Origin of the sequence: Streptomyces sp. AN091965 (assembly GCF_022698285.1) — a bacterium.
GTDB lineage: Bacteria > Actinomycetota > Actinomycetes > Streptomycetales > Streptomycetaceae > Streptomyces.
Genome location: NZ_JALDMY010000001.1, coordinates 394,200 through 418,902, shown reverse-complemented (window position 1 = coordinate 418,902; position 24,703 = coordinate 394,200). Strand labels below are relative to the sequence as shown.

23 protein-coding genes and 2 pseudogenes are annotated in these 24,703 nt (G+C 71.8%); 17 read left to right on the top strand and 8 right to left on the bottom strand.

The window, feature by feature from the left end:
- Positions 1-276: 276 nt before the first annotated feature.
- Positions 277-1,455, bottom strand: coding sequence for a serine hydrolase domain-containing protein (locus tag MQV74_RS01650; protein WP_242714199.1), 1,179 nt, complete (start codon positions 1,453-1,455; stop codon positions 277-279).
- A gap of 396 nt (positions 1,456-1,851) precedes the next feature.
- Here MQV74_RS01650 and MQV74_RS01645 point away from each other — a divergent pair, with 396 nt between their 5' ends.
- Entirely contained in the window at positions 1,852-2,415 is a 564-nt protein-coding gene (locus MQV74_RS01645) for a nucleotidyltransferase domain-containing protein (protein ID WP_242714198.1), read from the top strand.
- Here MQV74_RS01645 and MQV74_RS01640 read toward each other — a convergent pair.
- Positions 2,412-3,086, bottom strand: coding sequence for a TetR/AcrR family transcriptional regulator (locus MQV74_RS01640; protein ID WP_242714197.1), 675 nt, complete (start codon positions 3,084-3,086; stop codon positions 2,412-2,414). The two genes, MQV74_RS01645 and MQV74_RS01640, sit on opposite strands and share 4 nt — an antisense overlap.
- Positions 3,087-3,190: 104 nt before the next feature.
- Here MQV74_RS01640 and MQV74_RS01635 point away from each other — a divergent pair, with 104 nt between their 5' ends.
- Both MQV74_RS01635 and MQV74_RS41500 read left to right on the top strand, forming a co-directional pair.
- On the top strand, positions 3,191-3,904 hold the full coding sequence (locus tag MQV74_RS01635; RefSeq protein ID WP_242714196.1) for an NAD(P)-dependent oxidoreductase: 714 nt from the start codon (positions 3,191-3,193) through the stop codon (positions 3,902-3,904).
- A 14-nt stretch (positions 3,905-3,918) separates the two neighbouring features.
- A pseudogene (locus MQV74_RS41500) lies at positions 3,919-4,550 on the top strand (IS630 family transposase); the annotation flags it as partial.
- Positions 4,551-4,560: 10 nt separating this feature from the next.
- Here the strand turns inward: MQV74_RS41500 and MQV74_RS01625 are convergent.
- Positions 4,561-5,244 (bottom strand): TetR/AcrR family transcriptional regulator, encoded by a 684-nt coding sequence (locus tag MQV74_RS01625; RefSeq protein WP_242714194.1) that lies wholly within the window; start codon positions 5,242-5,244, stop codon positions 4,561-4,563.
- A gap of 133 nt (positions 5,245-5,377) precedes the next feature.
- On the opposite strand from MQV74_RS01625, the gene MQV74_RS01620 reads away from it, so the two are divergent.
- Entirely contained in the window at positions 5,378-6,136 is a 759-nt protein-coding gene (locus MQV74_RS01620) for a glucose 1-dehydrogenase (RefSeq protein ID WP_242714193.1), read from the top strand.
- Between the two features lie 208 nt (positions 6,137-6,344).
- On the opposite strand, the gene MQV74_RS01615 is transcribed toward MQV74_RS01620, so the two are convergent.
- Positions 6,345-7,325 carry an NAD(P)-dependent alcohol dehydrogenase gene (locus MQV74_RS01615; RefSeq protein WP_242714192.1) on the bottom strand — a complete coding sequence of 327 codons (981 nt, stop codon included), beginning with the start codon at positions 7,323-7,325 and terminating at the stop codon, positions 6,345-6,347.
- 265 nt (positions 7,326-7,590) lie between these two features.
- Here MQV74_RS01615 and MQV74_RS01610 point away from each other — a divergent pair, with 265 nt between their 5' ends.
- Both MQV74_RS01610 and MQV74_RS01605 read left to right on the top strand, forming a co-directional pair.
- Positions 7,591-10,551: a M14 family metallopeptidase gene (locus tag MQV74_RS01610; protein WP_242714191.1), complete on the top strand. Its 2,961-nt coding sequence runs from the start codon at positions 7,591-7,593 to the stop codon at positions 10,549-10,551.
- A 286-nt stretch (positions 10,552-10,837) separates the two neighbouring features.
- Positions 10,838-11,737, top strand: coding sequence for a LysR family transcriptional regulator (locus MQV74_RS01605; RefSeq protein ID WP_172384202.1), 900 nt, complete (start codon positions 10,838-10,840; stop codon positions 11,735-11,737).
- A gap of 19 nt (positions 11,738-11,756) precedes the next feature.
- Here the strand turns inward: MQV74_RS01605 and MQV74_RS01600 are convergent, their stop codons facing one another.
- Positions 11,757-12,377 (bottom strand): TetR/AcrR family transcriptional regulator, encoded by a 621-nt coding sequence (locus MQV74_RS01600; RefSeq protein ID WP_242714190.1) that lies wholly within the window; start codon positions 12,375-12,377, stop codon positions 11,757-11,759.
- 105 nt (positions 12,378-12,482) lie between these two features.
- Here MQV74_RS01600 and MQV74_RS01595 point away from each other — a divergent pair, with 105 nt between their 5' ends.
- From MQV74_RS01595 to MQV74_RS01585, 3 genes are all read left to right on the top strand, one after another.
- On the top strand, positions 12,483-13,157 hold the full coding sequence (locus MQV74_RS01595) for a DUF998 domain-containing protein (RefSeq protein WP_242714189.1): 675 nt from the start codon (positions 12,483-12,485) through the stop codon (positions 13,155-13,157).
- A gap of 39 nt (positions 13,158-13,196) precedes the next feature.
- Entirely contained in the window at positions 13,197-13,409 is a 213-nt protein-coding gene (locus tag MQV74_RS01590; RefSeq protein ID WP_242714188.1) for a DUF4287 domain-containing protein, read from the top strand.
- A gap of 199 nt (positions 13,410-13,608) precedes the next feature.
- Positions 13,609-15,186 carry an alpha/beta hydrolase gene (locus MQV74_RS01585; RefSeq protein ID WP_242714187.1) on the top strand — a complete coding sequence of 526 codons (1,578 nt, stop codon included), beginning with the start codon at positions 13,609-13,611 and terminating at the stop codon, positions 15,184-15,186.
- 85 nt (positions 15,187-15,271) lie between these two features.
- Here the strand turns inward: MQV74_RS01585 and MQV74_RS01580 are convergent, their stop codons facing one another.
- Positions 15,272-15,850 carry a putative immunity protein gene (locus tag MQV74_RS01580; RefSeq protein WP_242714186.1) on the bottom strand — a complete coding sequence of 193 codons (579 nt, stop codon included), beginning with the start codon at positions 15,848-15,850 and terminating at the stop codon, positions 15,272-15,274.
- Between the two features lie 149 nt (positions 15,851-15,999).
- Between MQV74_RS01580 and MQV74_RS01575 the strand changes: the two genes are divergently transcribed.
- Both MQV74_RS01575 and MQV74_RS01570 read left to right on the top strand, forming a co-directional pair.
- Positions 16,000-16,665 (top strand): DNA-binding protein, encoded by a 666-nt coding sequence (locus MQV74_RS01575; protein ID WP_242714185.1) that lies wholly within the window; start codon positions 16,000-16,002, stop codon positions 16,663-16,665.
- Complete coding sequence (locus MQV74_RS01570; protein WP_242714184.1) at positions 16,662-18,329, top strand: helix-turn-helix domain-containing protein; 1,668 nt, start codon at positions 16,662-16,664, stop codon at positions 18,327-18,329. The genes MQV74_RS01575 and MQV74_RS01570 overlap by 4 nt, the downstream gene beginning before the upstream one ends.
- A gap of 120 nt (positions 18,330-18,449) precedes the next feature.
- On the opposite strand, the gene MQV74_RS01565 is transcribed toward MQV74_RS01570, so the two are convergent.
- Positions 18,450-18,614 carry a hypothetical protein gene (locus MQV74_RS01565; RefSeq protein WP_242714183.1) on the bottom strand — a complete coding sequence of 55 codons (165 nt, stop codon included), beginning with the start codon at positions 18,612-18,614 and terminating at the stop codon, positions 18,450-18,452.
- A 156-nt stretch (positions 18,615-18,770) separates the two neighbouring features.
- The gene (locus MQV74_RS01560; protein ID WP_242714182.1) at positions 18,771-19,115 is read right to left on the bottom strand and encodes a hypothetical protein; all 345 of its coding nucleotides are present in this window, start codon (positions 19,113-19,115) and stop codon (positions 18,771-18,773) included.
- Positions 19,116-19,320: 205 nt separating this feature from the next.
- Here MQV74_RS01560 and MQV74_RS01555 point away from each other — a divergent pair, with 205 nt between their 5' ends.
- From MQV74_RS01555 to MQV74_RS01530, 6 genes and pseudogenes are all read left to right on the top strand, one after another.
- Complete coding sequence (locus tag MQV74_RS01555; protein WP_242714181.1) at positions 19,321-20,061, top strand: class I SAM-dependent methyltransferase; 741 nt, start codon at positions 19,321-19,323, stop codon at positions 20,059-20,061.
- Positions 20,062-20,156: 95 nt separating this feature from the next.
- Positions 20,157-21,101, top strand: a complete 945-nt coding sequence (locus tag MQV74_RS01550; protein ID WP_242714180.1) for an NADP-dependent oxidoreductase — start codon at positions 20,157-20,159, stop codon at positions 21,099-21,101.
- Between the two features lie 268 nt (positions 21,102-21,369).
- A complete protein-coding gene (locus MQV74_RS01545) occupies positions 21,370-22,059 on the top strand; it encodes a methyltransferase (RefSeq protein WP_242728474.1) in 690 nt (229 codons plus the stop codon).
- A pseudogene (locus MQV74_RS40660) lies at positions 21,944-22,213 on the top strand (CDGSH iron-sulfur domain-containing protein); the annotation flags it as partial. The gene MQV74_RS01545 and the pseudogene MQV74_RS40660, both read left to right, overlap by 116 nt.
- Positions 22,214-22,297: 84 nt before the next feature.
- Positions 22,298-23,398 carry an iron-containing redox enzyme family protein gene (locus MQV74_RS01535; protein ID WP_374120766.1) on the top strand — a complete coding sequence of 367 codons (1,101 nt, stop codon included), beginning with the start codon at positions 22,298-22,300 and terminating at the stop codon, positions 23,396-23,398.
- Between the two features lie 871 nt (positions 23,399-24,269).
- A complete protein-coding gene (locus MQV74_RS01530) occupies positions 24,270-24,605 on the top strand; it encodes a histone-like nucleoid-structuring protein Lsr2 (RefSeq protein ID WP_242714179.1) in 336 nt (111 codons plus the stop codon).
- Positions 24,606-24,703: the final 98 nt, after the last annotated feature.

Genomic DNA, 24,703 nt, shown 5'->3' with positions numbered 1-24,703 from the left:
GGTACGGGGCCGAGGAGGGGCCGCCCGGCCGCAGCCGTCCCCGAGCGCACCCGTGCAGCAGTTAACGGACTGGGGCCGATCGGTGTCCAGGCGAAACGGGGCAGCGGCAGCCGGGCGGGTGAGAAAGGGCGGGGGCGGGACGACGCGCCAGGCGGAGGGGGCGCGGGCGCGTCCCGGCCGGGCGGGCCTCAGGGTGTGTCCTGGCACCGAGACACGGGCCGGGGAGAGGCCGCCGGGCCGCCCCGGCGGTGCCATCTCTCTTGTGAGCAGGGGGAGTTACCTGTTCCTTGCAGTCGACCCGGGCTTGTCGAACAGGGCGCACAGCGTGGCGGACTGGAGTGACTTGGAGGACTTGATCAGCTCGGGGAAGGCCTCCGGGAACTCGGCGAACGCCTCCGTGGAGATGAGGACGCTCGCGGTGCGTCGGCCCGTGGGGTCCGTGAGGTGCGTGCTGAGGTAGCCGGGGATGCCGCCGTCGTGGGACCACACCGTGCCGCACTCGGTGGTGGTGGTCTCGATGCCGAGGCCGTAGCCGGGCCCGTCCGGCCGGTCGGGGAAGATCGGCACGGTGGTGCGCATCTGCGCCAGCTGCGCGGCGGGCAGCAGCTCGCCGGACATCAACGCCGTGTAGAAGCGGTCCCAGTCGCGCGCGGTGGACACCACCGCACCGGCCGCGCCGCCCCACGAAGGGCTGTTGGCGGAGACGTCCACGTGGCCCGCGCGGGGCGCCCCGGCGTAGTCGCGGAACTCGGTCGGCACGCCCGGCGGCATGTGCGCCGCGTCGGGTTCGTAGCCGCGGGCGTGCGGGCCGCGCCAGGTCGAGTCCTCGGCGTAGTACGTGTGCCGCAGGCCGAGCGGCCGGGCGATCCGGTCACGCACCAGCTCGGCCAGGCTCCGGCCGGTGACCTTCTCCAGGACCGCGCCGACCGCGGCGTAGTTCGTGTTGCTGTACTCCCACCGCGTGCCCGGAGGGAAGCGCGGATCGTGCCGTACGCCCACGGCGAGGAGCTGCTCCGAGGTCCACCGTCTCTGGTCCTTGCCCAGGATGGAGGGCACGAGCTCCGGGTCCTCGGTGTAGTCGTGCAGGCCGCTGGTGTGGTTGAGCAGCATGCGCAGCGTGATGGCGCGGCCGTCCGGCACCTGGCCCGGCAGCCACTTCTCCACGGGGTCGGTCAGCGCGAGCTTGCCCTCGGCGGCCAGTTGCAGGACGAGGGTGGCCATCATGGTCTTGGTGTTGGAGCCCATCCGGAACTCGTCGCCCGGCCGGAGTCGGTGCTCGGAGCGGGCCCACGGCGCCTGTTCGGCGACCTCGATCGGTCGACCGCGGTCGTCATCCACCCGCACCACCACACCGGGAGCCCCGGCAGCCACCACCTTCCGCGCCAACTGCTCCAGCTGGGCGCGCTGTTGGTCACGGGCGTCCTTCCCGGATGCGGCCGTGTCGTGCGCCGACACGGCACCGGTCGGCCGGGTCGCCGCCTGCCCCGGCTGCTCAAGTCCGATGCCTAAGCCAGCCGCTGTCAGGACGGACACCGCCGCCACCAGGTGGAGGCGGTGTCTACGAGTCCGGTGAGCCGGACGCGTTCGGAAGGGCTCGCGTACGGGGATGTGGTGCGACCTGGTCGTCATGCCGATCACCTTTGCGTACGGGCGCCGTGCGGGTCACTGGAGCACGCCGGATATTTGGAGGTGGGGCTTGCCCCCGGATGAGGCCCCACCTGCCCGGCTCTCGGCCGGAAGTCGCCCGCGTCGGCGGCCGGAACTCGTGCGCTACCGCAGCCTGGCCTCGCCGCGCCAGCAGTCAGAAAATGATCGGCTGCTGCCGGTGCTCCCCGCGTAACCTGCACGTTCGTGGATACCGAACGCAGCGCCCGGCAGCTTCAGCTGATCGGGGAGACGGTCGAACTCGCCCAGGCCCTCGGTGTGGAGGTGTGGCTCCGCGGCGGATGGGCCGTGGACTTCTTCCTCGGGGAGGTCACGCGCGACCACGAGGACATCGACTGGTTCGCCCGTGCGGAGGACGCCTCAGCTCTGACCGAGGCCCTGCTGCGCTCCGGCCACGAAGCCCTGTCCGGGCCACCCGCCGATCAGCAGCTCGACTTCTGCACACAGGGAGGAGAGAGCAGCTTCGCCCTCGTGAGCGAGGACCGGCTCGGACGCGTCGTGGTCGCCGGTGGCCCCTGGGCAGGGGAGCCGTGGCCGCGGGGCATGCTCGATGCGCATGTGGGCCACATCGGGCCACAGCGATGCCGGATCATCAGCCTCCGCGCCCAGATCGAGATCAAGCAGATGATGCCGGTCTGGGTCCCGGGCAGACCCCGCCGCAAGAAGGACGCCGAAGACATCACCCGCCTGAAAACGACCCTGCGCGAGCGGGGCGGCCAGCAGGGCGAAGGGCACCCGAGACCGCGCTAGGGCCCGTCCGGGCTGAGGGCGTTGAGGATGAGGGTGAGGCCGAAGGCGAACTCGTCGGCGTAGTCGTAGCCGGGCCTGAGGACGTGCTCGACGGCCAGCTCGGTGAGGTGGGGGTAGGTGTCGGCGGGCATGTCGCGCAGGATGGCGCCGGTGACCTCCTCCACGTCCGTGGGGCCGGAGAACGGCAGGCTCAGTTCCTGGAGGGCGAAGCCGTACAGGTAGCTGTCGATCAGTGAGACGGCGTGCGCGGCCATGGCCACGGAGAAACCGCCCGCGCGCAGCGCTCCGATGACGGCGTCGTGGTGGCGCAGCGTCGCCGGGCCCGGCCGGGAGCGGGAGTCCATGAGGCCGATGGCCCACGGGTGGCGCCGGAGGACGGCGCGGGCGGAGTCCGCGCGGTGACGCATGGCGCTCTTCCAGTCCGTGTCGCGCGGCGGCAGGTCGATCTCCCCGAACACGGCGTCCACCATGCCGTCGAGGATGTCATCGCGGCCCGCCACGTGGTGGTAGAGCGACATCGCCTCGACTCCCAGCGGGGCGGCGACGGCCCGCATGGTGAGCGCGGCCGTCCCCTTCTGGTCGGCCACCGCCATCGCCGTGCGGATCACGCGCTCACGACTGAGCGGGGTACGTGCCGACTTCCCGCTTCGGCCCTTGCCCGTCTCACGCATCTGCCCTCCAACTCGGCCTGTGCCGAAGGCCCTTGACCGGCTTACGGCATAAGGCTAGCTTGCCTTACATCATAAGGCAGGTATCCCGGCGAGGGGGCTGCACCATGAGCACGGAGCGCGTGAAGAAGGTCTGCGTCATCGGGGCCTCGGGGAAGCTCGGGCAATACCTGGTCCGCCACGCGCTGGACCGCGGCTACGAGGTGGTCGGCGTGTGCCGGGAGCGCAGCGTGCCGAAGCTGGCCGCCTTCGACGGCCGGATGACGGTGGTGCCCGGGCCCACGAACGATCCGGAGGTCATCCGGCGCGCGGTCGCCGGGTGCGACGGGGTGCTGACGGTCCTCGTGCCGTGGGGCGTGCGGCAGTACGCGTCGGGCACGGCACAGGCGGTGCTCGACCACGCGCGGCCGGACGCGCGCCTGGTCTTCTCCTGCGGCTGGCACATCACCCGCGACGGCAAGGACACGTACTCGCGGATGTTCACCCTGGGCGTCCGGATCGCCGCCGTGGTGGGAAAGCTGCTGCGCGCCGTCGAGATCGACGACCAAGTGGAGGCGTGCCGCCGGGTGTTCGCCAGCGATGCGCGGTGGACCGTGGTGCGCGGCAGCACGCTGGAGGAGGGTGAGAGCCAGGGTCTGCCCGTGTGGAGCCGGCGCGTGGGCGACCCGGTGCTGGCCAGCAACCTCACGCGCCGGGTGGACTTCGCGCTGTTCATGGTGGAGGCACTCACCGACGACACGCTCGTCCAGGAGGCCCCCGCGATCGTCGGCTGCCTCACGCCCAGCGCCCTCACCCATGCGGAAGGCCGCACGTCCACGTAACTACGCACTGTTTACGGCGCCTGCGGGTGAGCCGGAAGTCGGCCTATCTGTGGCGCCGGCTATGGCGTGACGGCGGTGCTCAGGCTCTGGCCTCACGCGGTGCGAGTGGCTCGCAGTGCCGTCTGTCCCCGCGTTGCCTGGAGAAGCTGGCCGCGTATCTGGAGCAGGGGCCGGCTGCACATGGCTGGGTAGAGGACCAGGTGTGGACCGCGCTGCGAGCGGAGGCGACCTGGGCGGAGGTAAAAGGGCCGGGGCGGCCTGCGGGGGATACATCTGCTTCGAGGACGAGGCAGGCTTCACCCGAAGGCCGCCCCGAGGACGTACCTGGGGCCGACGCGGCCGTGCCCCGGTCGTGACGGTCAGCGGCCGACCCTCGGGACGGCTGTCGGTGGCGGGGGTGATCTCGATGCGGCCTGGCTCCCGGCCCCGGCTGTGCCACCGCCTGCGCTACTCACCCGGCCTCAACCCCGTCGAATGGGTATGGGCCCACGTCAAACGCAGCCTGGCCAACCTCGCCGTGGTCGCCCTCGACGGACTCGAAGCCCTCGTACGCAACCGGCTCAAACGCCTTCAGTGCCGACCCGGCACTCTCGACGGCTTCATAGCAGGCACCGCGCTGACCCTCGACGATCCGCCGTCATCCTGAGCAGCCGAAGTCAGTGAACACCAGGCTCAGCCCTGGCGAGTGTGCCCGCGATGAGGGTGGTCAGCATCTCCTGCAGGGTGGTGGTGAAGTCCATGCGCAGGGCGGCGAGTGAGGGATCGGCTTCGTAGGCGGTGAGCATGGCGGCGGACGGCCGGGCATGGGTCCATACCGCGCCGCTGACCATGACGGCCTGGGCGCAGAGCTGGTCGGCGTGGCCGCCGAGTTCGGGGAGGTGCCGGCGGGCGAGTGCGGCCAGAGCGGAGACGTTGTCGAGGGCTGCTCGTTTGTAGCGGGCGGCCACGTCCGCGGAGACGTTGTGTTCCAGGACGCCTGCTTGGGCGCTGAGCAGGTCGCACAGCACCCGGTGCTGCGCGAGGGAGTGTGCCAGGACGGCGGCGAACTCCTGACCGCGCTGGATCGGCGGTGCGCCGCGGGTGACCGAGGCGGTGAGCTGTTCGGGAAGGGCGGCGGTCCACTGCCGCCAGTCGCGGTCCAGCAGTTCCAGCAGGACGGCTTCGCGTGATTCGAAGTAGCGCAGCACGTTGGACTTCGCCAGGCCCACGCGCCGGCTCAGTTCGTTGAGGCTCAGTGCGCCCACGGACATCTCGTCGAGCATCGCCGCCGCGGTGTCGAGGATCGCCCGCCGCCGGATCTCGCGCTGTTCCTCGCTGCGCGCTCGCTGGAAGGTCGTCATGCCCCCATCTTACAGACTGCCGGTCTTTTGACATCGCACCGCCGGTCTCTTAATCTGGAGCACAAGAGACCGGCGGTCTTCTAAATCAGGGCCGTCGGCTGTGCTCACTTGCCTGTGAAAGAGGTCCATCGTCATGAGCGTTTCCAGCGTCGCCCTGGTCACCGGAGCCACCACCGGCATCGGCAAGGAGACCAGCCTTGCTCTGGCCCGCGCGGGCCACGCCGTCGTCGTCTCCGGCCGACGCAGGGAAGCGGGCGAAGCCGTCGTCCGCGAGATCCGCGACAACGGCGGGGAAGGCGTTTTCGTCGCCGTCGACGTCGACTCCGAGGAGTCCGTCGCCGCCCTGGTCGCGGCCGCCGCCGAGCGCTTCGGCCGGCTCGATGTCGCGGTCAACAACGCCGGTATTTCCCTCGACGCCGGCCGCATGGCCGACGAGCCCACCAGCCGCTTCCAGCAGATGCTCACCACGAACGTGCTCGGCGTCTTCTGGAGCATGAAGTACCAGATCCAGCAGATGCTGGCCCAGGACACCCCCGGCGGCTCCATCGTCAACCTGGCCTCGATCGCGGGCCTGGGCGGCATCCGCTACGCGGCCAACTACTCCGCCACGAAGCATGCCGTGGTCGGCCTGACCAAGTCCGCCGCGCTGGAGTACGCCACCGACGGCATTCGCATCAACGCCGTCGCCCCCGCCGCGATCAAGACCGACATCCTCAGCACCGCCATCGAGGCCGGCACGTGGGACGAGGCCGGCATCGCCGCTCTCCAGCCGGTCAACCGGATGGGCCGCCCCACCGAGGTCGCCGAAGCCATCACCTGGCTCGCCTCCCCGGCCGCGTCCTTCGTGACCGGAACCATCCTCAACGTCGACGGCGGCTACAAGGCCCAGTAAAGCCCTCCGGCGACGCAGGCCCGAAAGCCGTCCTGATAAGCGCCTGTGCCATGCGGGTTCTGCCCGAGCGGTATGCGTATGCCCAGCGGTAAGAAGAGGAACTGCGGCAGATGCTTGGCGATGTCAGCATTCTGCGTGGCTGACCGTCTACACCGCGCTCGGGGCAGTGCGGCGCCTGAGGACTTCCCCCTGATGAACCAAGTGCCGGTCAGGCCCCGGGCCCCGCGATCAGGACGACCTTTCCCCGGGGATGCCCCCGCTCCTGGTGGCGGACAGCGGTCCGGGCCTCGGCCAGGGGATAGGTGCTGTCGACGGCCGGAGTGAGGGCGCCGCTCTCGATCAGGGACGTGAGGGCCAGCAGGTCCTCTCGGCGTACGACGGCCAGCAGTCCGAGCAGATCGTGCCGTACGAAGCGCGTCAGCAGGGCCATCCGCAGCCGGGTGCCGGTGTCGCCGAACCACCGGCTTCCGCCCTCGCCGCCGATGCGCACGAGGGTGGCGTTCGGAGTGAGGACGCGGCGCAGCCGGGGCAGGGGCCGGTTCCCGGCGGCATCGAGGACGACGTCGTACCGGTGAGGGCTGTCGGTGATCTCCTGGCGGGTGTGGTCGAGGACGGCCGTGGCGCCCAAGGAGCGCACGAACTCGGCCGCCGGGCCGCCGCAGACCCCGTCGACCTCCGCGCCGTGGGCGACGGCGAGCTGGACGGCGAAGCTGCCCACGCCGCCCGAGGCGCCGATGACCAGCACCTTCTGGCCTGCTCGCAGACCCGCTTTGGCGTGCAGGGCCTGGAGCGCGGTGACGCCGGAGACCGGCACGGCGGCGGCCTGCTCGAAGGTGACGTTCTCGGGTTTCGGGGCGATCCTCTCGGTCTTGGCGAGCGCGTACTCGGCGAAGGAACCGTCGAGGTGCCCATAGACCGGGTCGCCGGGCGCGAGGTCCCGCACCTTCGCGCCGACCGCTTCGACGCGTCCGGCGCCGTCCCAGCCCCGTACGGGGTTCCTGGGGCCGCGCAGTCCGAAGACCGGGCGGACCATCAGGGGCAGCCCGGTCATCACGTGCCGGACGTCCGGGCCGACCCCGGCGGCGTGCACGCGTACCAGGACCTCGCCCTCGGCGGGGGAGGGGCGAGGGATGTCCCGTACGTGAAGCGTGTCCGCGGAGCCGTAGACGTCCTGGACGATGGCCTTCACGGTGGATTCCCCCGGTCGAGGCGAGCGGGCATGGCTCCGGCAGGGCGCGGGCGGTGCGCACGCGTACGGGCGCGCCGGGGCACGGCCTCGCAGCGGCCTCCCCAGCATCGCGCGAACACGCGCTCCTGCCTAGGGAGTTGGGGCCAACGGTCCGCACGCGTACAGCCGGGAGCAGGAACCGGCCACGCACCCATTGACATGATCATGAAGCATGACGAGCCTGGCGTTCGCGCACAAACGTGCCGGACAACTGCAAGGGGGGCTCATGAGACGAAGAACCCGTGCGAGATCGATCCTGGCCGCCGGTGCCCTGCTCGTCGGCGGGGTGGCCGCCGCACCGCAGGCCCAGGCGAGCGGCCCGGCCGGGGCCTCGGCCGACGGCGACGCGGCCGCCGTGAAGGTCTACCAGGCCGAGGTCACCAAGAAGCAGATACCCATCGTGCTCAAGGCGGGCCAGGACGCCCATGAACTCGCCGGGCAGGTGCCCGAACGCGGCACCGGACGCGTCGAGCTCTATTTGACCGAGGCCCAGGCGAAGTCGGTCGAACGTCAGGGCGTCGACCTCGAAGAGCATAAGATCTCCCAGGCCACCGAGAAGCGGCTCGCGGCCGCGGGCGACGGCGTCTACCGGCCCTACAGCGGCAAGGGCGGGCTCCAGGAGGAGATCGTCAAGACCGCGCAGGCCCACCCCGGCCTCACCAAGGTCGTCTCCATCGGCAAGACCCTCCAGGGCAAGGACATCCTCGCGGTCAAGCTCTCCAAGGGCGCGGCGAAGTCCAAGGACGGCTCCAAGCCGGCCACGCTGTACATGTCCAACCAGCACGCGCGCGAGTGGATCACCCCCGAGATGACCCGCCGCCTGATGCACCACTACCTCGACAACTACGGCAAGGACAAGCGCGTCACCAAGCTCGTGAACTCCACCGAGCTGTGGTTCGTGCTCTCCGCCAACCCCGACGGCTATGACTTCACGCACGCCGCCGACGGCGACCGCCAGTGGCGCAAGAACCTCCGCGACATCGACGGCGACGGCACGATCGCCGCGGGCGACGGCGTCGACCTCAACCGGAACTTCGCCTACAAGTGGGGCTACGACAACGAGGGTTCGTCCCCGAAAGCGTCCTCGGAGACCTACCGCGGCACCGGCCCGATGTCCGAGCCCGAGACGAAGGCGATCGACCGCTTCCAGAAGCGCATCGGCTTCACGTACGGGATCAACTACCACTCGGCGGCCGAACTGATCCTCTACGGGGTGGGCTGGCAGGTCGCCACCCCCACGCCCGACGACGTGCTCTACAAGGCCCTGGCCGGCACCCCCGAGAAGCCCGCGGTCCCCGGCTACCACCCGCAGGTCTCCTCCGAGCTGTACACCACCAACGGCGAGGCCGACGGGCACGCGGGAAACATCAACGGCATCGCGATGTTCACTCCGGAGATGTCCACCTGCCAGACCGCCTCGAACATCGACCCCAATGACGCCTGGAAGCCCCAGGACTGCGCGTCCGTCTTCACCTTCCCCGACGACGAGAAGCTGATCCAGCAGGAGTTCGCGAAGAACGTGCCCTTCGCGCTCGCCGTCGCCGAGTCCGCGCTCCGCCCCGACCGCCCGGTCTCCGTCACCGGGGCCGACGCCCCCGACTTCACCCCCGACTCCTTCACCACCTCCTACGCGCGCGGCGGTGACCAGGAAGTCGCCGTCACCGCCCGCCGGTCGGTGCGCGACAAGGAGCTGCGCTACCGCGTCAACGGCGGCCGCACACAGACCGAGGACCTCGCGCGCTGGAAGGGCGGCGAGACCTACGGCGGCGAGGACAACCTGTACTTCGACCAGTACCGCGCCGAGGTCGAGGGCGCGCGCGTGGGCGACAAGGTCGAGGTCTGGTTCAGCGGCCGCGCCAAGAAGGGCCGCACCGACAGCGAGCACTTCACCTACACCGTCGCCGAACGCCCCAAGGCGAACACCCTCGTCGTCGCCGAGGAGGGCGCGAGCGCCACGCAGACCCAGAAGTACGTCGACGCCGTGAAGGCCGGCGGCCGTACGGCGGCGGTCTGGGACGTCGCCAAGCAGGGCACCCCGCACCCGCTGGGCGTCCTGTCGCACTTCCGCGCGGTGGTGCACTACACGGGCGACCCCGTGCCCGGCGCGGCCACTCAGCTGGCCCTGCGCGCCTACCTCAACGAGGGCGGCAAGCTCATCGAGGCCGGCGAGCGGACGGGCGGCAACGTCGACCTCGGCGACGCGCTCACCGACGACTTCGCGCAGTACTACCTGGGCGCCTACGAACGCCTGCCCGCGGCCGGAGCCCAGCGCTTCACCGGCAGCGGCGTCCTCGCCGGAGCCGACGGGCCGGTCGCGGCCGCCGAGGGGAACCCGCTGGACAAGGCGGGCCGCTTCACCGTCACCTCCGACAACCTGCCCGCGCGGCAGTTCCCGCAGTTCAAGAGCGCGGCAGCGGGTGACTACCCCGGCCTGAGCAACCCCTACGCCCCGTACGCGGGCCAGGGCATGGCCTCCGCGACGCACTCCGACCGGGACTACGAGCGCCTCACCCGCACCATCGACCTGACCGGTGTCACGGCCGCCGACCAGCCGCAGCTGCGCCTCGCGCTGAACTGGAACCTGGAGTCCGGCTTCGACCACGGTCTGCTGGAGGCACACACGCCGGGCGCCGACGACTGGACCACCCTGGCGGACCGCAACGGCGGCTCCTCCAGCGCCGTGCCCACCCAGTGCACGGCGGGCTTCTTCATCAACGCCCACCCGTTCCTGCGTCACTACCTCACCCGCGGCGCCACCAGCTGCACGGCCAGCGGCAGCAGCGGCAGCTGGAACAGCTTCACCGGCTCCTCCGGCGGCTGGAAGCAGACCGCCTTCGACCTGAGCGCCTACGCGGGCAAGAAGGTCGAGGTCTCCCTCAGCTCGGTCACCGACCCCTCCGACGGCGGCCGCGGCCTCTTCGCCGACAACGCCCAACTCGTCGTCGGCGGCACCGTGACCGAGACCGAGGGATTCGAGACCTCGCTCGGCACCTGGGCCGTCGCCCCGGCCCCGCCCGGAAGCGCCAACATCACCGGCGACTGGGCCCGCACCGGCGAGCTCTACCGGCCCTACGCCGCGGTCACCGCACGCGACAGCGTCCTGCTCGGCTTCGGATTCGAGCACGTCACCGAAGCCGCCGACAGGGCGGCCCTGATGCGCGCCGCCCTGAACCACCTGCGCGACTGACACCCGACGGCCGTACCTCGACTCCGGGCCCGTGGCCCTGGCGGAGAGGCACTTCGAGGAGACGCGCAACCCGCATGACGTCGGCCTCCGGGACCCGCAGTGGTCCCGGAGGCCGATCGCGTGCCCCGCCGCCGCACCGGCGGGACCGCCCGTCTCCTGGCGCAACCCGGCGTCCTCGGATCACCTCTGTACTCCGGGACGAAATAGCGGGGGAGCCCGGCCGCTTACACACAACGATGACCACGGGGCGGATCGCGCTCCACCGCAGGGGAGGGGACGGGAGCCGATGAGCCTTCGTCAGTTCGAGTACGCCCTGGCCGTCGCGGAGGAGGGATCGGTGACGGCGGCGGCCGAGCTGCTGCGCGTCGCCCAGCCGTCGGTGTCCCAGCAGATCCGCGGCCTGGAACGGGAACTGGGCGTGACCCTGTTCACCCGTACGCCGACCGGCCTGGTGCCCACCGTGGTCGGCCGGGCCTTCCTGCGGGAGGCGGAGGTCGCCGTGAGCGCGGTGCGGCGGGCGCGGGCGACCGCGCGGGCCGGTGCCGACGAACTGGTCGGCGAACTGGCGGTGGCGGCGCAGATGGGCCTGGGCACGCGGCAGTTGCCGGGTGCCCTGAGCGCGCTGCGCCTGCGCTTCCCGCGCCTTGAGGTCACCGTCTTCGAGGAGCCGAACCCCGCCGAGCTGGAGCGCCTCGCGCGCGGGGGCGTACTGGACCTCGCCCTGATGGCCGGGCCGTGCGGGGAAGGCCTGTACGAGGGCCACCACCTCGGGGACGAGGAGTTCGTCGTGGTCCTTCCCGCCGGGCATCCGCAGCTCGCCGCGGACCGGGTCGCGCTGCGCGAACTGGAGCGGGAGCCGTGGGTGAGGTTCGACCAGAGCAGCGCCCTCGACGGCGTGTTGCGGGACGTGCTGCGCGACAACGAGCTGACCCCGACCACGGTCGCCCGCGTGTCCCAGACGGCGACGGCCGTGCGCTGGGCCGCCCACGGCCTCGGGGTGACGCTCGTCCCGGCCTCCGCGGTGCCCCACGGCCACGAGCACCTCGTCCGGCCGGTGTGCCCGGTCGTGTCGCTGCCCGTCGTCGCCGCGGTCCGGCCCGGCGCGGGCCCGGCGGAGACGGCCCTGCTCGACCTCCTGCGGCTGGAGACCTGGCACAGGGCCGCCTTCTTCGCGCCGGTGTCCTGACGGCCGCGAAGGCACGGCCTCAGCGGTAGGCGCCGAGGAAGGCGGTGACGCCCGCGGTGGCGTAGCGGTCGAGTTCGTCCTGGGTGTGCCGCGGGCCGCCGTGGAACATGGCCTTGTTCACGGGGATCCACAGCAGCAGGCCGGAGAAGTGGTGGGCGGCGAGCAGCGGGTCGTCGATCCGGAGCAGCCCCGCGTCGGCCAGGCGCTGGAAGGTGCCCGCCAGCGTGGCGAGGACCCGCTCGAAGCCCTGCTCGTACCAGGCCGCGCCGAGCTCGGGGAAGGTGTCGGCGTTGGCGATGATCAGGCGGCGCAGTTGGAGGACCTGGGGCTGGGTCAGGGCGGTCAGGAACTGCCGGGCGAGCCGGGTGAGGTTCTCCTGGAGGCGGTCGGGGTCGGCCGGGATGTCGGCCACCAGGTCGATCATGGCGTCGGCCCGATGGGTGGTGGCCAGGACGATCTCGGCGAACAGCTTCTCCTTGTCGGCGAAGTGCTTGTAGACGGTCTGCTTGGAGACGGCCGCCAGCTTCGCGATGTCGTCCATGCTGGTGCCCGCGTACCCCTTGTCGACGAACACCTGCGTGGCGGCGTCCATGATCGCCCCGCGTTTACGGGCCGACCTGCTCTGCGCGGTCGCTTCCATCCCGGCTCCTTTCGGTACTGGACAGTCTAGTTCTGATACGGCTACTGTAGCGCTTGCACCGCGAGGAGTACTGAACCGTCTAGTTCCAGCAGGGGGAATCACGCCATGACGCATTCGATCCAAGCTCCCGTCGCCGCGGCTACCGTCACCACCGCGGCGAGTGCCCGCACCCTCCTGGCCGGAGCCGTCGTGGCCGGTCCGCTGTTCCTGGGCGCGGGCCTGATCCAGGGGCTCACGCGGGACGGCTTCGACTTCACCCGCAACGCGCTCAGCCAGCTGAGCCTCGGCGGACCGGGCTGGATCCAGGTGACCAGCTTCCTGCTGACGGGCGTGCTGCTGATCGCCGGTGCCGTCGGCATGCGCCGCGTGCTGCGCGACGGGCCCGGCGGGATGTGGGCGCCCCGGCTGACCGCAGTCTTCGGCGCGTCGTTCCTGCTCTCCGCGGTCTTCACCGCAGACCCCGGCGCCGGTTTCCCCGCGGGCGCCCCTGACGCCCGTGCCACGTCCATGAGCTGGCACGGCACCCTGCACATGCTCAGCGGCATGGTGGGCTACCTCGCCCTGTGCGCGGCCTTCCTCGTGCTGGCCCGCCACTTCGCCGCTCAAGGACACCGGGGCTGGGCCGTCGGCAGCCGCCTCGTCGCCGTCGCCGTCATCGTCGGCTTCGCGGGCTCCGCCGCCACCGTCCTGGCCTTCACCGCCGGGGCCGGTCTGGGCCTGCTGGGCCTTGCCGCGGCCACCGCCCGGCTGGCCGGGGCGTACGCCCCCGCCGGCCGCTGAACCCTCCACCCGCTCACCCACCAGAGACAGGACACCGCAATGGCCCAGGCAGGCAACGGCCCGGCGAGCTACTTCCCCTCCATCGAGAAGAAGCACGGGCGCCCGATCGCGGACTGGATGGACCTCATCCGCAGCTCGCCGCTGACCAAGCACATGGAGCTCGTCACCTGGCTCAAGACCGAACACGGGCTGGGCCACGGACACGCCAACGCCCTCGTCGCCCACACGCGCGCCGAAGACGGCGGCAAGTAGGCCGCCGCCCCCCGCCGAGGGGCCTCCGGGTTCCGCGGCGGGGGGTGATCGCGTTTCCGGCTCTTGCCCGAACGGCTGCCGCGGACACCTTGCCGGGGTGCGGCACGGTCGACGTGAGGCGGTGGGTAAAGTACAGCCGACTTTGCTCACCATTTACTCTCATTACTCTCACATGACCTGAATCGGCAGGAGTCGCAGAATGTCCCACCCCATACGCCCGGGTCGCACCGCGGTGCTGGCCGCCGCCTCGCTGTTCGCGATCCCCGCCCTCGCCGGCTGCGGCGGCGGGTCCGACGACGCGGGCAAGGGTGAGCGGACGTCCACCGTGGCCCCGTCCTCGGGGACCGGCGGGGGCACGTCCGCGCTGCCCGCGGCCCTCACCGGCCAGCGCCTGTCCTGGAGCTCCTGCCCCGCGCCGTCCGTCGCCCAGGGCACCGCGGAGGCGCCCGGCAAGGGATGGCAGTGCGCCACCATGAAGGCGCCCCTCGACTACGCCGAGCCCAAGGGCGAGACCGTCGGCGTGGCCCTCATCCGCAAGAAGGCCACCGACTCCGACCAGCGCGTCGGCTCCCTCGTCTACAACTTCGGCGGCCCCGGAGCCTCCGGCGTCGCCACGCTCCCGCAGGCGGCCGAGGACTACACCAAGCTCAACGCCGCCTACGACCTGGTCAGCTTCGATCCGCGCGGCGTCGGCAACACCACGACCGTTAAGTGCCTGGACGACAAGACCCTCGACACCGACCCGGGCAGCGGGGACGCGCTCAAGGACGCCAAGCGGATCACTCGGGCCTGCGAGAAGAACTCCGCCAAGGTGCTCCCGCACGTCGGCACCGCCACCACCGCGCGCGACATGGACCTGATGCGCCAGGTGCTCGGCGACAAGAAGCTGAACTACTTCGGCATCTCGTACGGCACCGAACTCGGCGGCGTCTACGCGCACCTGTTCCCCAAGAACGTCGGCCGCACCGTCTTCGACGCGGTCGTCGACCCGAGCCAGGACCCGGTGCAGACGGGCCTCGCCCAGGCCGCGGCCTTCCAGAAGTCGCTGGAGTCCGCCATGGCCTACTGCGCCAAGGAGTACACCGACAACTGCCCGACCGGTAAGGACGCCGCCGAGGGCAACCGGCGCATCAACGCCCTGCTGGCCAAGCTCGACAAGAAGCCCGCGCCCACCGAGAGCGGCCGCAAGCTCACCAAGGAACTCGCGCTGACCGGCATCGGCGCCACCCTGTACGCGGGCGAGGAGGGCTGGGAGGCCCTGACGCAGAGCCTGGGCGAGGCGATGCAGGACGGCACCGGCGACAACCTGCTGATGTTCGCCGACTCCTACAACGGCCGTGACGACAAGGGCCGTTACAACAACATGCACGCTGCCAACACCGCGATCACCTGCGCGGACACCCGCAGCCGCCACACCCGGGCCGACGTGGACGCCGAGCGCCCGGCCTTCGAGAAGGCCTCCCCGGTCTTCGGCCCGTCCATGGCGGAGGGCCTGCTGGGCTGCTCGCAGTGGCCGGTGCGCGGCGAGGCGGACAAGCCCGAGGTGGCCGCGCCCGGCGCCGACCCGATCGTGGTCGTCGGCAACACCGGCGACCCGGCCACACCGGTCGAGGGCGCCCGGCGCATGGCCCGGCAGCTGGGCAAGGGCGTCGGCGTCACCCTGACCGTCGACGGCGAGGGCCACGGCACCTACGGCGAGAACCGCTGCGCCACCAAGGCGATCGACACGTTCCTGATCGACGGCAAGGCGCCGGCCGACGGCACCGTCTGCAAGTAGCCCCTGACGGGTACGTCCCCCACCGCCGCCTGCCGCTACCGATCCGTGTGTACGGGCTTCACACGGGTCACCGGCAGGCGGCGTGCTACCTGGGTCCTGCGGCTTCCCGACTGGCCGAGCCCTTGCGGGAGGCGTCGCGCAGAGAAGCGTCCAGCACGCTCATCAGCTGTGCGACACGGCTCTTGCCGGTCGGGGCGATGGGGTACCGGTGGAGGACGTCGATCAGTACCGGTGTCGCGCGCTGTCGCGTCCGAGCGAGGAGGCCGAGGGCCGCGTCGGGATCGTCGGGCGCGGTCAACTCGGCGACGCGCGCCGCGCACGCGGCGGCACGCAGGATGTGCCCCACCTGGGTGGCCTTCGCGAGCGGATGGAGGTACGCGGCGGCCGCCGCGTCACCGGCCGCGCGGGCGGCCAGACAAGCGGCCTCGTCGGTCGCCTCCTTCGCCGCGCGGTGCGCTGCCAGAGAGGTGACGCGCTGGACCTTGGTCCTCCGGGCGCCGTTCGCGAACTCCCACGCGGCATCGACAGCCGCGCGGGGCCGCGGGTCGTCGGGGTGGGCTTCCTCGTACACGGACAGCACCTCCTGCGCGCTCTCCGCCGCGAAACGCGCCACGACGCGCAGCTCATCCATGGTCAACTCGAAGTCACCGGCCGCGCTCGTCACGACCCAGATCCTGCCACGGACGGCCGGTCCCGCGGGCGGTGTGCGCGACCCCGGCCGTACGCGACCCGGGCCGGGGGAGCTCTCGGACGAGCATGGTGAAGCAATACACTGCGTCTTGCTTCACCACACTCGATCCGGAGGCCGAAGGCGTGCTGCCGTCCGTCGCCCTGACGACACCCCGGGCCCTGGTCGGCGCAGTCCTCACCCGGCCCGAGGCCGCCGCCGTGCTCAGGCTGTCGCCGAACACCGTCGGCAAGCTCCTGGCCAGCGGGTTTCTGCCCGACCTCGCCGCCGCCCGGGTCCACGCCCTGGCTCGCGCCCCGCAGATCGGCGTCACCCGGGGGGAACTGCCGGTGCTGCGCACGGGGCCCGCCGGGCCGCCGCCGCACGCGGACGACGACCGTGAGTTCATCGGGGACGCCCCGCACCTGACGGACGAACAGTTCCTGGAGGCCTCCCGTCAGTGGTGGCGCTGCGAACCGGACAAGGTCACCGCCGCCGGAGTCCTGGCCGTGGCGGTCGCGGGCTGGGTCACCGGGGTCCTGGCCATCCGCGGCCGCGGCGGTACCCGGCACGGAGGGCGGGAGGTGCGGCACTCGTTCGACGCGAGCGTCGCCGGGCGGATCACCGCGCTCGACGACCCCGGCGGCTTCCGCGTCCTGACCGACGATCCCGCCCTGGCCGCCCTGACCCGTACGCTGCTGGGCGCACGGGTCCAGGAGGCGAGGTCGGGCGGCCCGATCGCCTACCTCAAGTCGCCCCCGCACTCCCGCGACGAGACGGCTTCCCCGCACCCCCACGGAGAGATGGCATGAGCGACTTCGACGCGATCGACGCGCTGCTGGCCTCGGCGGCCGAGCCCGCCCCGCTCCCGCCCGCCGAGCGACGCCGCGCGCTGCGCGAGGCGCTGGGCCTGTCCCGGGCGCAGGTGGCCCGCGCGCTCTCGGTGAGCCCGTCCACGGTCGGCGGCTGGGAGGCGGGCCGCGACCCGAGTGGCGAGGTCCGCGGCAGATACGCGTACTTCCTGGGGCAGGCCGAGGAGAAGGTCCAGGCCCGGCTGAGCGCCGCCGGGCCTGATGAGCAGCACGCCGAGCCGGTCGAACCGCCCGCCGAAAGCACGGAGTCGACCGCCGCGGCCACCCAGTCACCCGCCGAAGGCGCCGAGCCGAGCGCCGAGGCCGCCGAAGCCGCCGAGGCCACCCCTTCCCCGACGCCCGCGAGCCCCGCCGCCCCGGCCCCGCCGACGCAGGACGAGCTCCCCGAGCCCCAGCCCTGCGTCCTGTGCGGCCGACCCGCCCGCGAGCAGGTCGAGGGCTACCCGCAGCACTTGGACGCCGCCGAGTGCGCGGCCTCAGCTCCCAGCGCTGAGGCCGACACGGCCTCGGCGGAGCCGCCGCACACCGCACTCTCAGGGCCCTCAGCGGCCGACCCGGACAGCGCGCCCGCCACGGCCACCCGCACCGTCCGCAGCCCGGGCCGGGGCGTGAAGGTCGTTCCCGTCGGCCGCCGCGCCCAGACCGCCGGGGCCTCTTCCCCGGACCTGATCGGCACGGCCGTGGCGGAGACCCTCGCGCAGCACCACGGCGACGTCGAGGCGGCCACCGCGGCCCTGCTCAAGCGAGCCATCCCGGACGCGATGGCCCTCCTCGACCACACCCGTACCGGCGGCCGCTACGACATCGTCGCCCACCCCTGGATGCCCGACATCCTGCGCAGGCAGAGCGCGCGCGGCGCCGACCGGATCTGGGAGGCGCGCCCCAAGTGGACCCGCCCCGAACTCCCCGCCGGGCAGCACGAGGTGACCGCCCTCGACATCAACGGCGCGTACCTGTCCGCGCTCAAGACCCATCTGCCGATCGGCCAGCTGGAACACTCCACGGGCACCCCTCACGACCGGCGCCGGGCCGGAGTCCATCTGATCACCCCGCCCGCCTGGGACCACGACCACGTCCTCCCCAACCCGCTCGGCAGCCGCGACGAGCCGGGCCCCCTGTGGGTGACCGAGCCGACCCTGCGCCTGCTGCTGCGCCTGTCCGGACCGAAGTACGGCCTGTGCGACCCGCCCGAGATCCACGAGTCGTTCACCTCCGGTGCCACGGAAGGACTCCTGGAGAAGTTCCGCGTCGCTCTGAAGGACGCCCGGGACCGCGCGATCGCCGAGGACGACGAGGTGACGCTGGAGTACGTCAAGGCCATGTACTCCAAGTTCGTCTCGACGCTCGGGGAGTCGAACTACAACCGCGAGCTGTACCGCTCCGACTGGATGCACCTCATCCGCTCCCAGGCCTTCGCCAACCTCTGGATGAAGACCTACAAGGCCTACGACGAGGGCCTGATGGTGGTCCGCGCGATGGGCACCGACGAACTCCACGTGATCGGCGACTGGCGCGCCGTCTTCGAGGAGGGCCGCGGCGTGACCCAGGTGAAGGTCAAGGACGCCTACACCCTCGGTGAGGACGCGGCCGTGGCCGCGCCCTGACCGTCGTCCGGCGAGGCGACCCGCAGCCGCCGCGGGCGGACCCACCGCAGGCGGCGGGCTGCCGGGCCACCCGGGCCACCCGGGCCACCCGGGCCAGCCTGAGCACCCGGGCGTTCCGGACTACCCGGGTGTCCGGGAAGCGCCGGGGTCCTGTCCGGGCGCCTTGGCGTCGTCCGACTCGGACGCCCTGGCCGCCTCCTTCTCGGCCCGCTCCTTCTCGGCGAGGGCCTTCTTGGCTTCTTCGTCCTGCCGAGGCTTGTCCCGGCCGCGTTCGTGCTTGCCCATGACCAGTCCTTTCGTACGGGAATGCGTACGGGAAGACGACGGCGCACGGTCGCGCCGTCCCTGCCATGTGCCCACATCCGGCCCGACCAGGCCAGCGCAGAGGGCCGTCCGGTCGGTGGCCCGTGCCGAGCGGCATGCGCGAGGTGAGGCGCGGACTCAGCTCTCCGTGTCCGAAAACCCCTGTGCGAGGTCGCGATGCCTGTCCGCGGCGAGCCTCCCCTGGGCAGGAGTGATAGTGGATCCGAGCATGCGGCTCAGGCGTTCGACCTCCTCCGCGATGCGCAGGTGTTCGCGGCGCGCGTGCGTACGGCAGGCGAGGCAGGTGACACGGTCCGGACGGGCCGAGGTCATCGCGTACGGCACCCGTAGCCCGCAGCCCGTGGTGACGACGCTCGGCAGATCACTGGCCAGGCCGAACGTGGATGCCATCATGGTGCGGGCGGCGGCGTCGCCGCGGCCCACCCGCGCCTCGACGTGGACGTGCGGATCGCTGTCACTCATAAGCCCTCCCTGCCTCGGCGACGGCACAGCCCCAGAGTGCTCCCGTTGTACGGGAACCCGGGGCGGCGCACCGATCTTTGTGGCTTCTGCCAGTACGACGGCCCATCAGAATCCGTAGAGACTGCCCATCAGAAATCGCCACGGCGTGTCCCCGGAACGGGGGCCGTGGCCACGGGCATGTCGAAACGCAGGGGAGCGCAGTGCGATGAGCGTGCAGCAGTACGACGAGATCGGTGAGGCGTTCGAGGGCTTCAAGGCCCTGCCGCTGGCGCGGTACGGGGAGACGCCGAGCTTCCTGGGCATGGTCGGGGACGTGCGCGGCAAGTCGGTCCTCGACCTGGCCTCCGGCACCGGCTTCTACAGCAGGGAGCTCAAGCGGCGCGGCGCCACGGAGGTGTTCGGTGTCGACATCTCCAGCGAAATGGTCGCCGCGGCCCGGGCGTTCGAGGAGCGCGATCCGCTGGGCGTGCGCTACGAAGTGGGCGACGTGGCCGAACTGCGGCCGCTGGGGCGGCACTTCGACATAGCTCTCGGAGTGCAGCTGCTCAACTACGCCGAAGACATCGCCGCCATGGAGCGGATGTGCCGCAACGTGCACCGCGGCCTCAAGTCCGGCGGCGAGTTCTTCGTGTTCGCGCAGAACCCCGACTACCGCTTCGACGGACCGTCGTTGGCCAAGTACGGCTTCCTCTGCGAGGCGACCGGCGAGGAGATCGAAACCGGGCCGCGCGTCCGGATCACGGCGCTCCTCGACCCGCCGGTCTCGTTCGTCGGCGCCTGTCCGCGCCGCGAGGTCTACGAACACTGCCTGCGGGCGGCCGGATTCAGCGAGGTGACCTGGGTGCCGGTGACGGTGTCGGAGGCGGGCGTGCGCGAGTTCGGGGCCGACTTCTGGGCGGACTGCCTCGCCAACCCGCCCCTGGAGATGCTGCGCTGCCGCGCCTGACGAACACCTCGTCGCGGAAGGAAGCCCGGAACGAAACGAACGAAACGCGGAACGAAACGCGGAATGAAGGAAGGGGCCGGCCGGTTGCCGATGCAGTGAGAGCCATAGGAATCAACGCGTTCGGCGGCCCCGACGTCCTGCGGGTGCTGGACCTCCCCGCACCGCAGGCGGGCCCCGGTGAGGTCCGCATCCGCGTGCACGCGGCCGCCGTGAACCCGACGGACGTGCTGCTGCGCACCGGCGGCCACGCCGTCCGCATGGAGGGCGTGGAACCGCCGTTCGTGCCCGGCATGGACGCCGCGGGCGTGATCGACCAGCTCGGGCCCGGAACCGGTGACCGGCTCGCCGTCGGCCAACGCGTGATCGCGATGGTGCCGTTCACCGGTCCCCACGGAGGGGCCTACGCCGAGCAGGTCGTCGTGCCCGCCGTGGCGGTGGTCCCCGCGCCGCGCGGAGCGGACTTCGCCGCGGCGTCCACCCTGCTGATGAACGCGGCGACCGCCCGTCTCGCCCTGGACGTGCTGGCGGTGCGGAGCGGAGACACCCTCGCGGTCACCGGCGCGGCGGGCGCCGTCGGCGCGTACGCGATCGAGCTGGCCAAGGCCGACGGGCTGGCGGTCATCGCCGACGCCTCCCCGCGCGACACCGACCTGGTCCGCGGCTTCGGAGCGGACCAGGTCGTGGCGCGCGGGCGCGATTTCGCCGCCCGGGTTCGCGAGGTGAGCCCCGACGGCGTCGCCGCGTTGCTGGACGGCTCCGCACAGACCGCCGAGGTCGTACCCGCGATAGCCGACGGCGGTGCCCTGGCCGAACTGCGGGGCTGGCCAGGTCCCGCCGAGCGCGGCATCCGCGTGCACCCCGTGATGGTGTCGGACGTCATGTTCGACACCGGCCTGCTGGACGCGCTGCGCCGTCAGGCCGAGAGGGGCGTGCTCAGCATGCGCGTCGCCGAGGTCCTGCCCGCCGAGGAAGCGGCGCGGGCCCACCGCCTCCTTGAGGCGGGCGGCCTGCGTGGCCGGCTGGTCCTTGACCTCTCCTGAGCGAATGCCGGAGCTGTCGGCCCGTCGGTCGATCCGAGGCCGCTCGGGGTTCAGACGCATTCCAGTGGGCACTCAGTGACACGACCGAGACGGCAAACAAATCCGCATAGTTCTCACTTAGTCACCATCTGTGAACGCCCTGGTGGTGAGCGGCGGAGAACCAGCGGATGGTGGGATAAGGCGCCCTCTCGTGGACACCGACCGACGGGAGATGCCGATGAGCGCAGAGACCCACGCACAGCCGCTTGCTCCTACGCGCAGGCAGCCGATGCCCCCTACGCGTACGCCGTCGGGGGCCGCCCGACTGGCGCGCCTCTTCACGCTCCCGGGCGTCTACGCGCCGCAGTACGACACGGACCTCCTGACCCGTTCCCTGCGCCGTGAGGGCATCGACGAGGACACCGCGGTCCTGGACCTGGGCAGCGGCTCGGGGGCGCTCTCCGTCGCGGCGGCCGCGCTGGGCGCCCGGGTGACCGCCGTCGACATCTCGCGGCGGGCCGTCCTGGCCACCCGTCTGAACGCCTTGCGCAACGGGCTGCGCGTCACCGCGCACCGCGGCGACCTGGCCGAGGCGTTCCCCGACGCCTGTTGTGACCTCCTGGTCAGCAACCCGCCGTACGTCCCCGGCCCGACCCCCGGCCTTCCCCGGCGAGGGGCGGCACGCGCGTGGGAGGCGGGAACCGAAGGCAGGGCGGTGGTGAACCGCGTCTGCGACGCGGCGCCCCGCGTACTGCACCCCGGCGGTGCTCTGCTGATGGTGCACTCCGGGCTGTGCGGCGTCACGGCGTCCCTCGACCGGCTCGCCCGCCTCGGCATGGAGGCCGCGGTCATCGACCGGGAGTATGTTCCGTTCGGCCCCGTCCTGCGGTCCCGCCGCGCCTGGCTGCGCCGGACGGGACTGCTCGGCGACTCCGAGACCAGGGAGGAGCTGGTGGTCATCCGTGCCGAACTCCGCTGAACACCCCCGTCGCGTCACCGTCGACCGCGAGGGCCCCCTCCTGGTGGAAGGGCCGGTGGAAGTGGTCGGCGACGACGGCACCGTCCGCGTCTCGGACCGTATCCAGGTCGCAATCTGCACCTGCCGCCGCAGCCGTACGCCCCCCTGGTGCGACACCAGCCACCGCCGCCGGACCCGACCGGACGCGCAACGGGCCTCCGCCCCCGCGACCGATGACGCCGAAGCAGGAGCCGCCGTCATGCCCACCGCCCGCACCGAGCCGCCGCGCGACCGTGCGTCCGTGGCGCCCTCCCCCTCCCGAAGCGCCACGGAGGTCCTGGAGTCCCGTGGGCACAGCCCGGAGCTCCCGGCAGCCCGGGGCGCGGTGTCCGACGGCGTCCTCGTCGCCCTGCGCGAGGACGGTGCCCCCGCGCCCCACGAAGCGGCGCGGCACGCCGACCCCTACGGCGAGGATCTGCAACTCGCCCTCTACGTCCTGTACGAACTCCACTACCAGGGCTTCGCCGGAGTGGACGACGAGCGGGAGTGGGACCCGGACCTGTTGTCCCTGCGCCGCACGCTCGAACAGCGCTTCCTGCGGGCCCTGCGGGCCGACGCCACCCGGCCCGGCGAAGCGGCGCAGGTCCTCGACGCGCTGCTGACCGAGCCCGCCGGATACGACGGGACGAGCGTCAGTCACCACCTCCAGCGTGACGGAGACCTGTGGCAACTGAGGGAGTACGCCGCCCTGCGGTCCCTCTACCACCTCAAGGAAGCCGACCCGCACGCCTGGGTCATCCCCCGGCTGCACGGCCGCGCCAAGGCCGCGATGGTGGCCGTGGAGTTCGACGAGTTCGGCGCCGGCCGGCCCGAGGACATCCACGCGCGGCTCTTCGCCGACCTCATGGCCGACCTCGGCCTCGACACCTCCTACGGGCACTACCTCGACGCGGCGCCCGCCGAAGCCCTCGCCGTCGTCAACCTCATGTCCCTGTTCGGGCTCCACCGGGCCCTGCGCGGCGCACTGGTCGGGCACTTCGCCGCGGTGGAGGTCACCTCGTCGCCCGGCTCCCGGCGGCTGGCCGCCGCCCTGCGGCGCGTCGGCGCGGGCCCCGCGGCCGAGCGGTTCTACGACGAACACGTGGAGGCCGACGCCGTGCACGAGCAGGTGGTGCGCCGCGACGTCGTCGGGGGCCTGCTCGCCGCCGAGCCCGAGATCGACGCCGACATCGCCTTCGGCGTCCACGCCACCGGTTTCGTCGAGGCCCGCCTGGCGGCCCACCTCCTGTCCGCCTGGCACGAGGGGCGCAGCGCACTGCGCGTCCCCCTCCCGGCCCCGCCCCGCCCGGCGCACGGCTGACCCCCACGCTCACCGACTGGGTCGCGCGCCAGGGCATTCCTCCCGAGGACGCGGGCCGGTACGTCCGCAGCCTCTTCCGGGGAGTCGGGCGCGCGTGGGACGACGGCACCCGCTCACCGCACCGGCTCGCGGGCGACCACGAGACGCCGAACGCGAGCAACGAGCGCATGCGCACCACGTGGTTCGACACCACTGACGCCGATGTCCTGACCAAGGCGCTCGACGCACTTCTCGCGCCTCTCAGGTAGTCACGCCGAAGACGACTCTCAGGTAGCCACGCCGAAGACGACCTCGCTCGGCGACCTCGATCTCGATGCGGTGCGATCAAACAGGCACGTTCGGTGATCGAGATGAAGAGATCAAGGCGGAGAGATCGAGGGAAGCGGCCGAGGCGGTGACTTCGAGGCGCTGACTTCGCGGTGATGAGAGCGGCGTGATGAGAACGACCGAATGGGAGATCGCCGCATCGAGGCGGCCGGTCGTACTTCATTGACATGGGAGAGTCGTGTTCTGTTCAGGTCCCGGACGACCTTGGCCGATCCGCGTATCCTCCTCGCCGGAAGGCGGCGAATGTCGGCTACTGGACGCCTGAGCGATTCCGTCGGACCGGCTTGTCCTGAAGATTGAGAAGCGTCTCGGTGCCACATCATCAGGATTACCGCTAGCGGACTCCGCATTCCTCTGAGATGATCCCCAAATGGATTGGGGGGTAGAGAAGTTGTATGCGGACGAACAGGCCACACGGCAGCGTGCGAAACTCGGACAAGCGCGCTGACCGGTCGGCGTGAGCGTCAGCGGATAGCGGCCACGACAAGCCCGGTGGCCGGTAGGCCGCCCCTCATCGGCGAACCCCTTTACGAAAGGCACAACCATGGCACAGCGCGTTGAAATCAAGCTGATTGACGACCTGGACGGCAAGACGGCCGACGAGACCGTGACGTTCGGCCTGGACGGCAAGGCGTACGAGATCGACCTCAGCACCAAGAACGCCGACAAGCTGCGCGGCCTCCTCGAGCCGTACCTCAAAGGCGGCCGCAAGACCGGCGGCAGCCGCAGCGTGAAGCAGCCCGCGGCCAAGGGCAAGAGCGCCGCCGGGCAGGACACCGCCAAGATGCGCGCCTGGGCGAAGGAGAACGGCTTCGAGGTCAACGACCGCGGCCGCGTCCCGGCGAACATCCGCGAGGCCTACGAGAAGGCCGCCGCCTGATATCGGCCGCTCGGAGAGAAGGCGAACCGTGCGGCCGCCGCGCACGGGGGAGTCGCAGCCCGGCTCACCCCGATCGGCGGTCGCTGACGGCCAGGCCC

Coding starts and splice junctions, on each gene's coding strand:
- MQV74_RS01590 (WP_242714188.1), top strand. CDS start 13,197: ATGGCCCAGGCAGGCAACGGCCCGGCGAGCTACTTCCCCTCCATCGAG.
- MQV74_RS01610 (WP_242714191.1), top strand. CDS start 7,591: ATGAGACGAAGAACCCGTGCGAGATCGATCCTGGCCGCCGGTGCCCTG.
- MQV74_RS01605 (WP_172384202.1), top strand. CDS start 10,838: ATGAGCCTTCGTCAGTTCGAGTACGCCCTGGCCGTCGCGGAGGAGGGA.
- MQV74_RS01640 (WP_242714197.1), bottom strand. CDS start 3,086: ATGCGTGAGACGGGCAAGGGCCGAAGCGGGAAGTCGGCACGTACCCCG.
- MQV74_RS01555 (WP_242714181.1), top strand. CDS start 19,321: ATGAGCGTGCAGCAGTACGACGAGATCGGTGAGGCGTTCGAGGGCTTC.
- MQV74_RS01570 (WP_242714184.1), top strand. CDS start 16,662: ATGAGCGACTTCGACGCGATCGACGCGCTGCTGGCCTCGGCGGCCGAG.
- MQV74_RS01545 (WP_242728474.1), top strand. CDS start 21,370: ATGCCCCCTACGCGTACGCCGTCGGGGGCCGCCCGACTGGCGCGCCTC.
- MQV74_RS01625 (WP_242714194.1), bottom strand. CDS start 5,244: ATGACGACCTTCCAGCGAGCGCGCAGCGAGGAACAGCGCGAGATCCGG.
- MQV74_RS01635 (WP_242714196.1), top strand. CDS start 3,191: ATGAGCACGGAGCGCGTGAAGAAGGTCTGCGTCATCGGGGCCTCGGGG.
- MQV74_RS01600 (WP_242714190.1), bottom strand. CDS start 12,377: ATGGAAGCGACCGCGCAGAGCAGGTCGGCCCGTAAACGCGGGGCGATC.
- MQV74_RS01620 (WP_242714193.1), top strand. CDS start 5,378: ATGAGCGTTTCCAGCGTCGCCCTGGTCACCGGAGCCACCACCGGCATC.
- MQV74_RS01585 (WP_242714187.1), top strand. CDS start 13,609: ATGTCCCACCCCATACGCCCGGGTCGCACCGCGGTGCTGGCCGCCGCC.
- MQV74_RS01560 (WP_242714182.1), bottom strand. CDS start 19,115: ATGAGTGACAGCGATCCGCACGTCCACGTCGAGGCGCGGGTGGGCCGC.
- MQV74_RS01535 (WP_374120766.1), top strand. CDS start 22,298: ATGCCCACCGCCCGCACCGAGCCGCCGCGCGACCGTGCGTCCGTGGCG.
- MQV74_RS01595 (WP_242714189.1), top strand. CDS start 12,483: ATGACGCATTCGATCCAAGCTCCCGTCGCCGCGGCTACCGTCACCACC.
- MQV74_RS01565 (WP_242714183.1), bottom strand. CDS start 18,614: ATGGGCAAGCACGAACGCGGCCGGGACAAGCCTCGGCAGGACGAAGAA.
- MQV74_RS01530 (WP_242714179.1), top strand. CDS start 24,270: ATGGCACAGCGCGTTGAAATCAAGCTGATTGACGACCTGGACGGCAAG.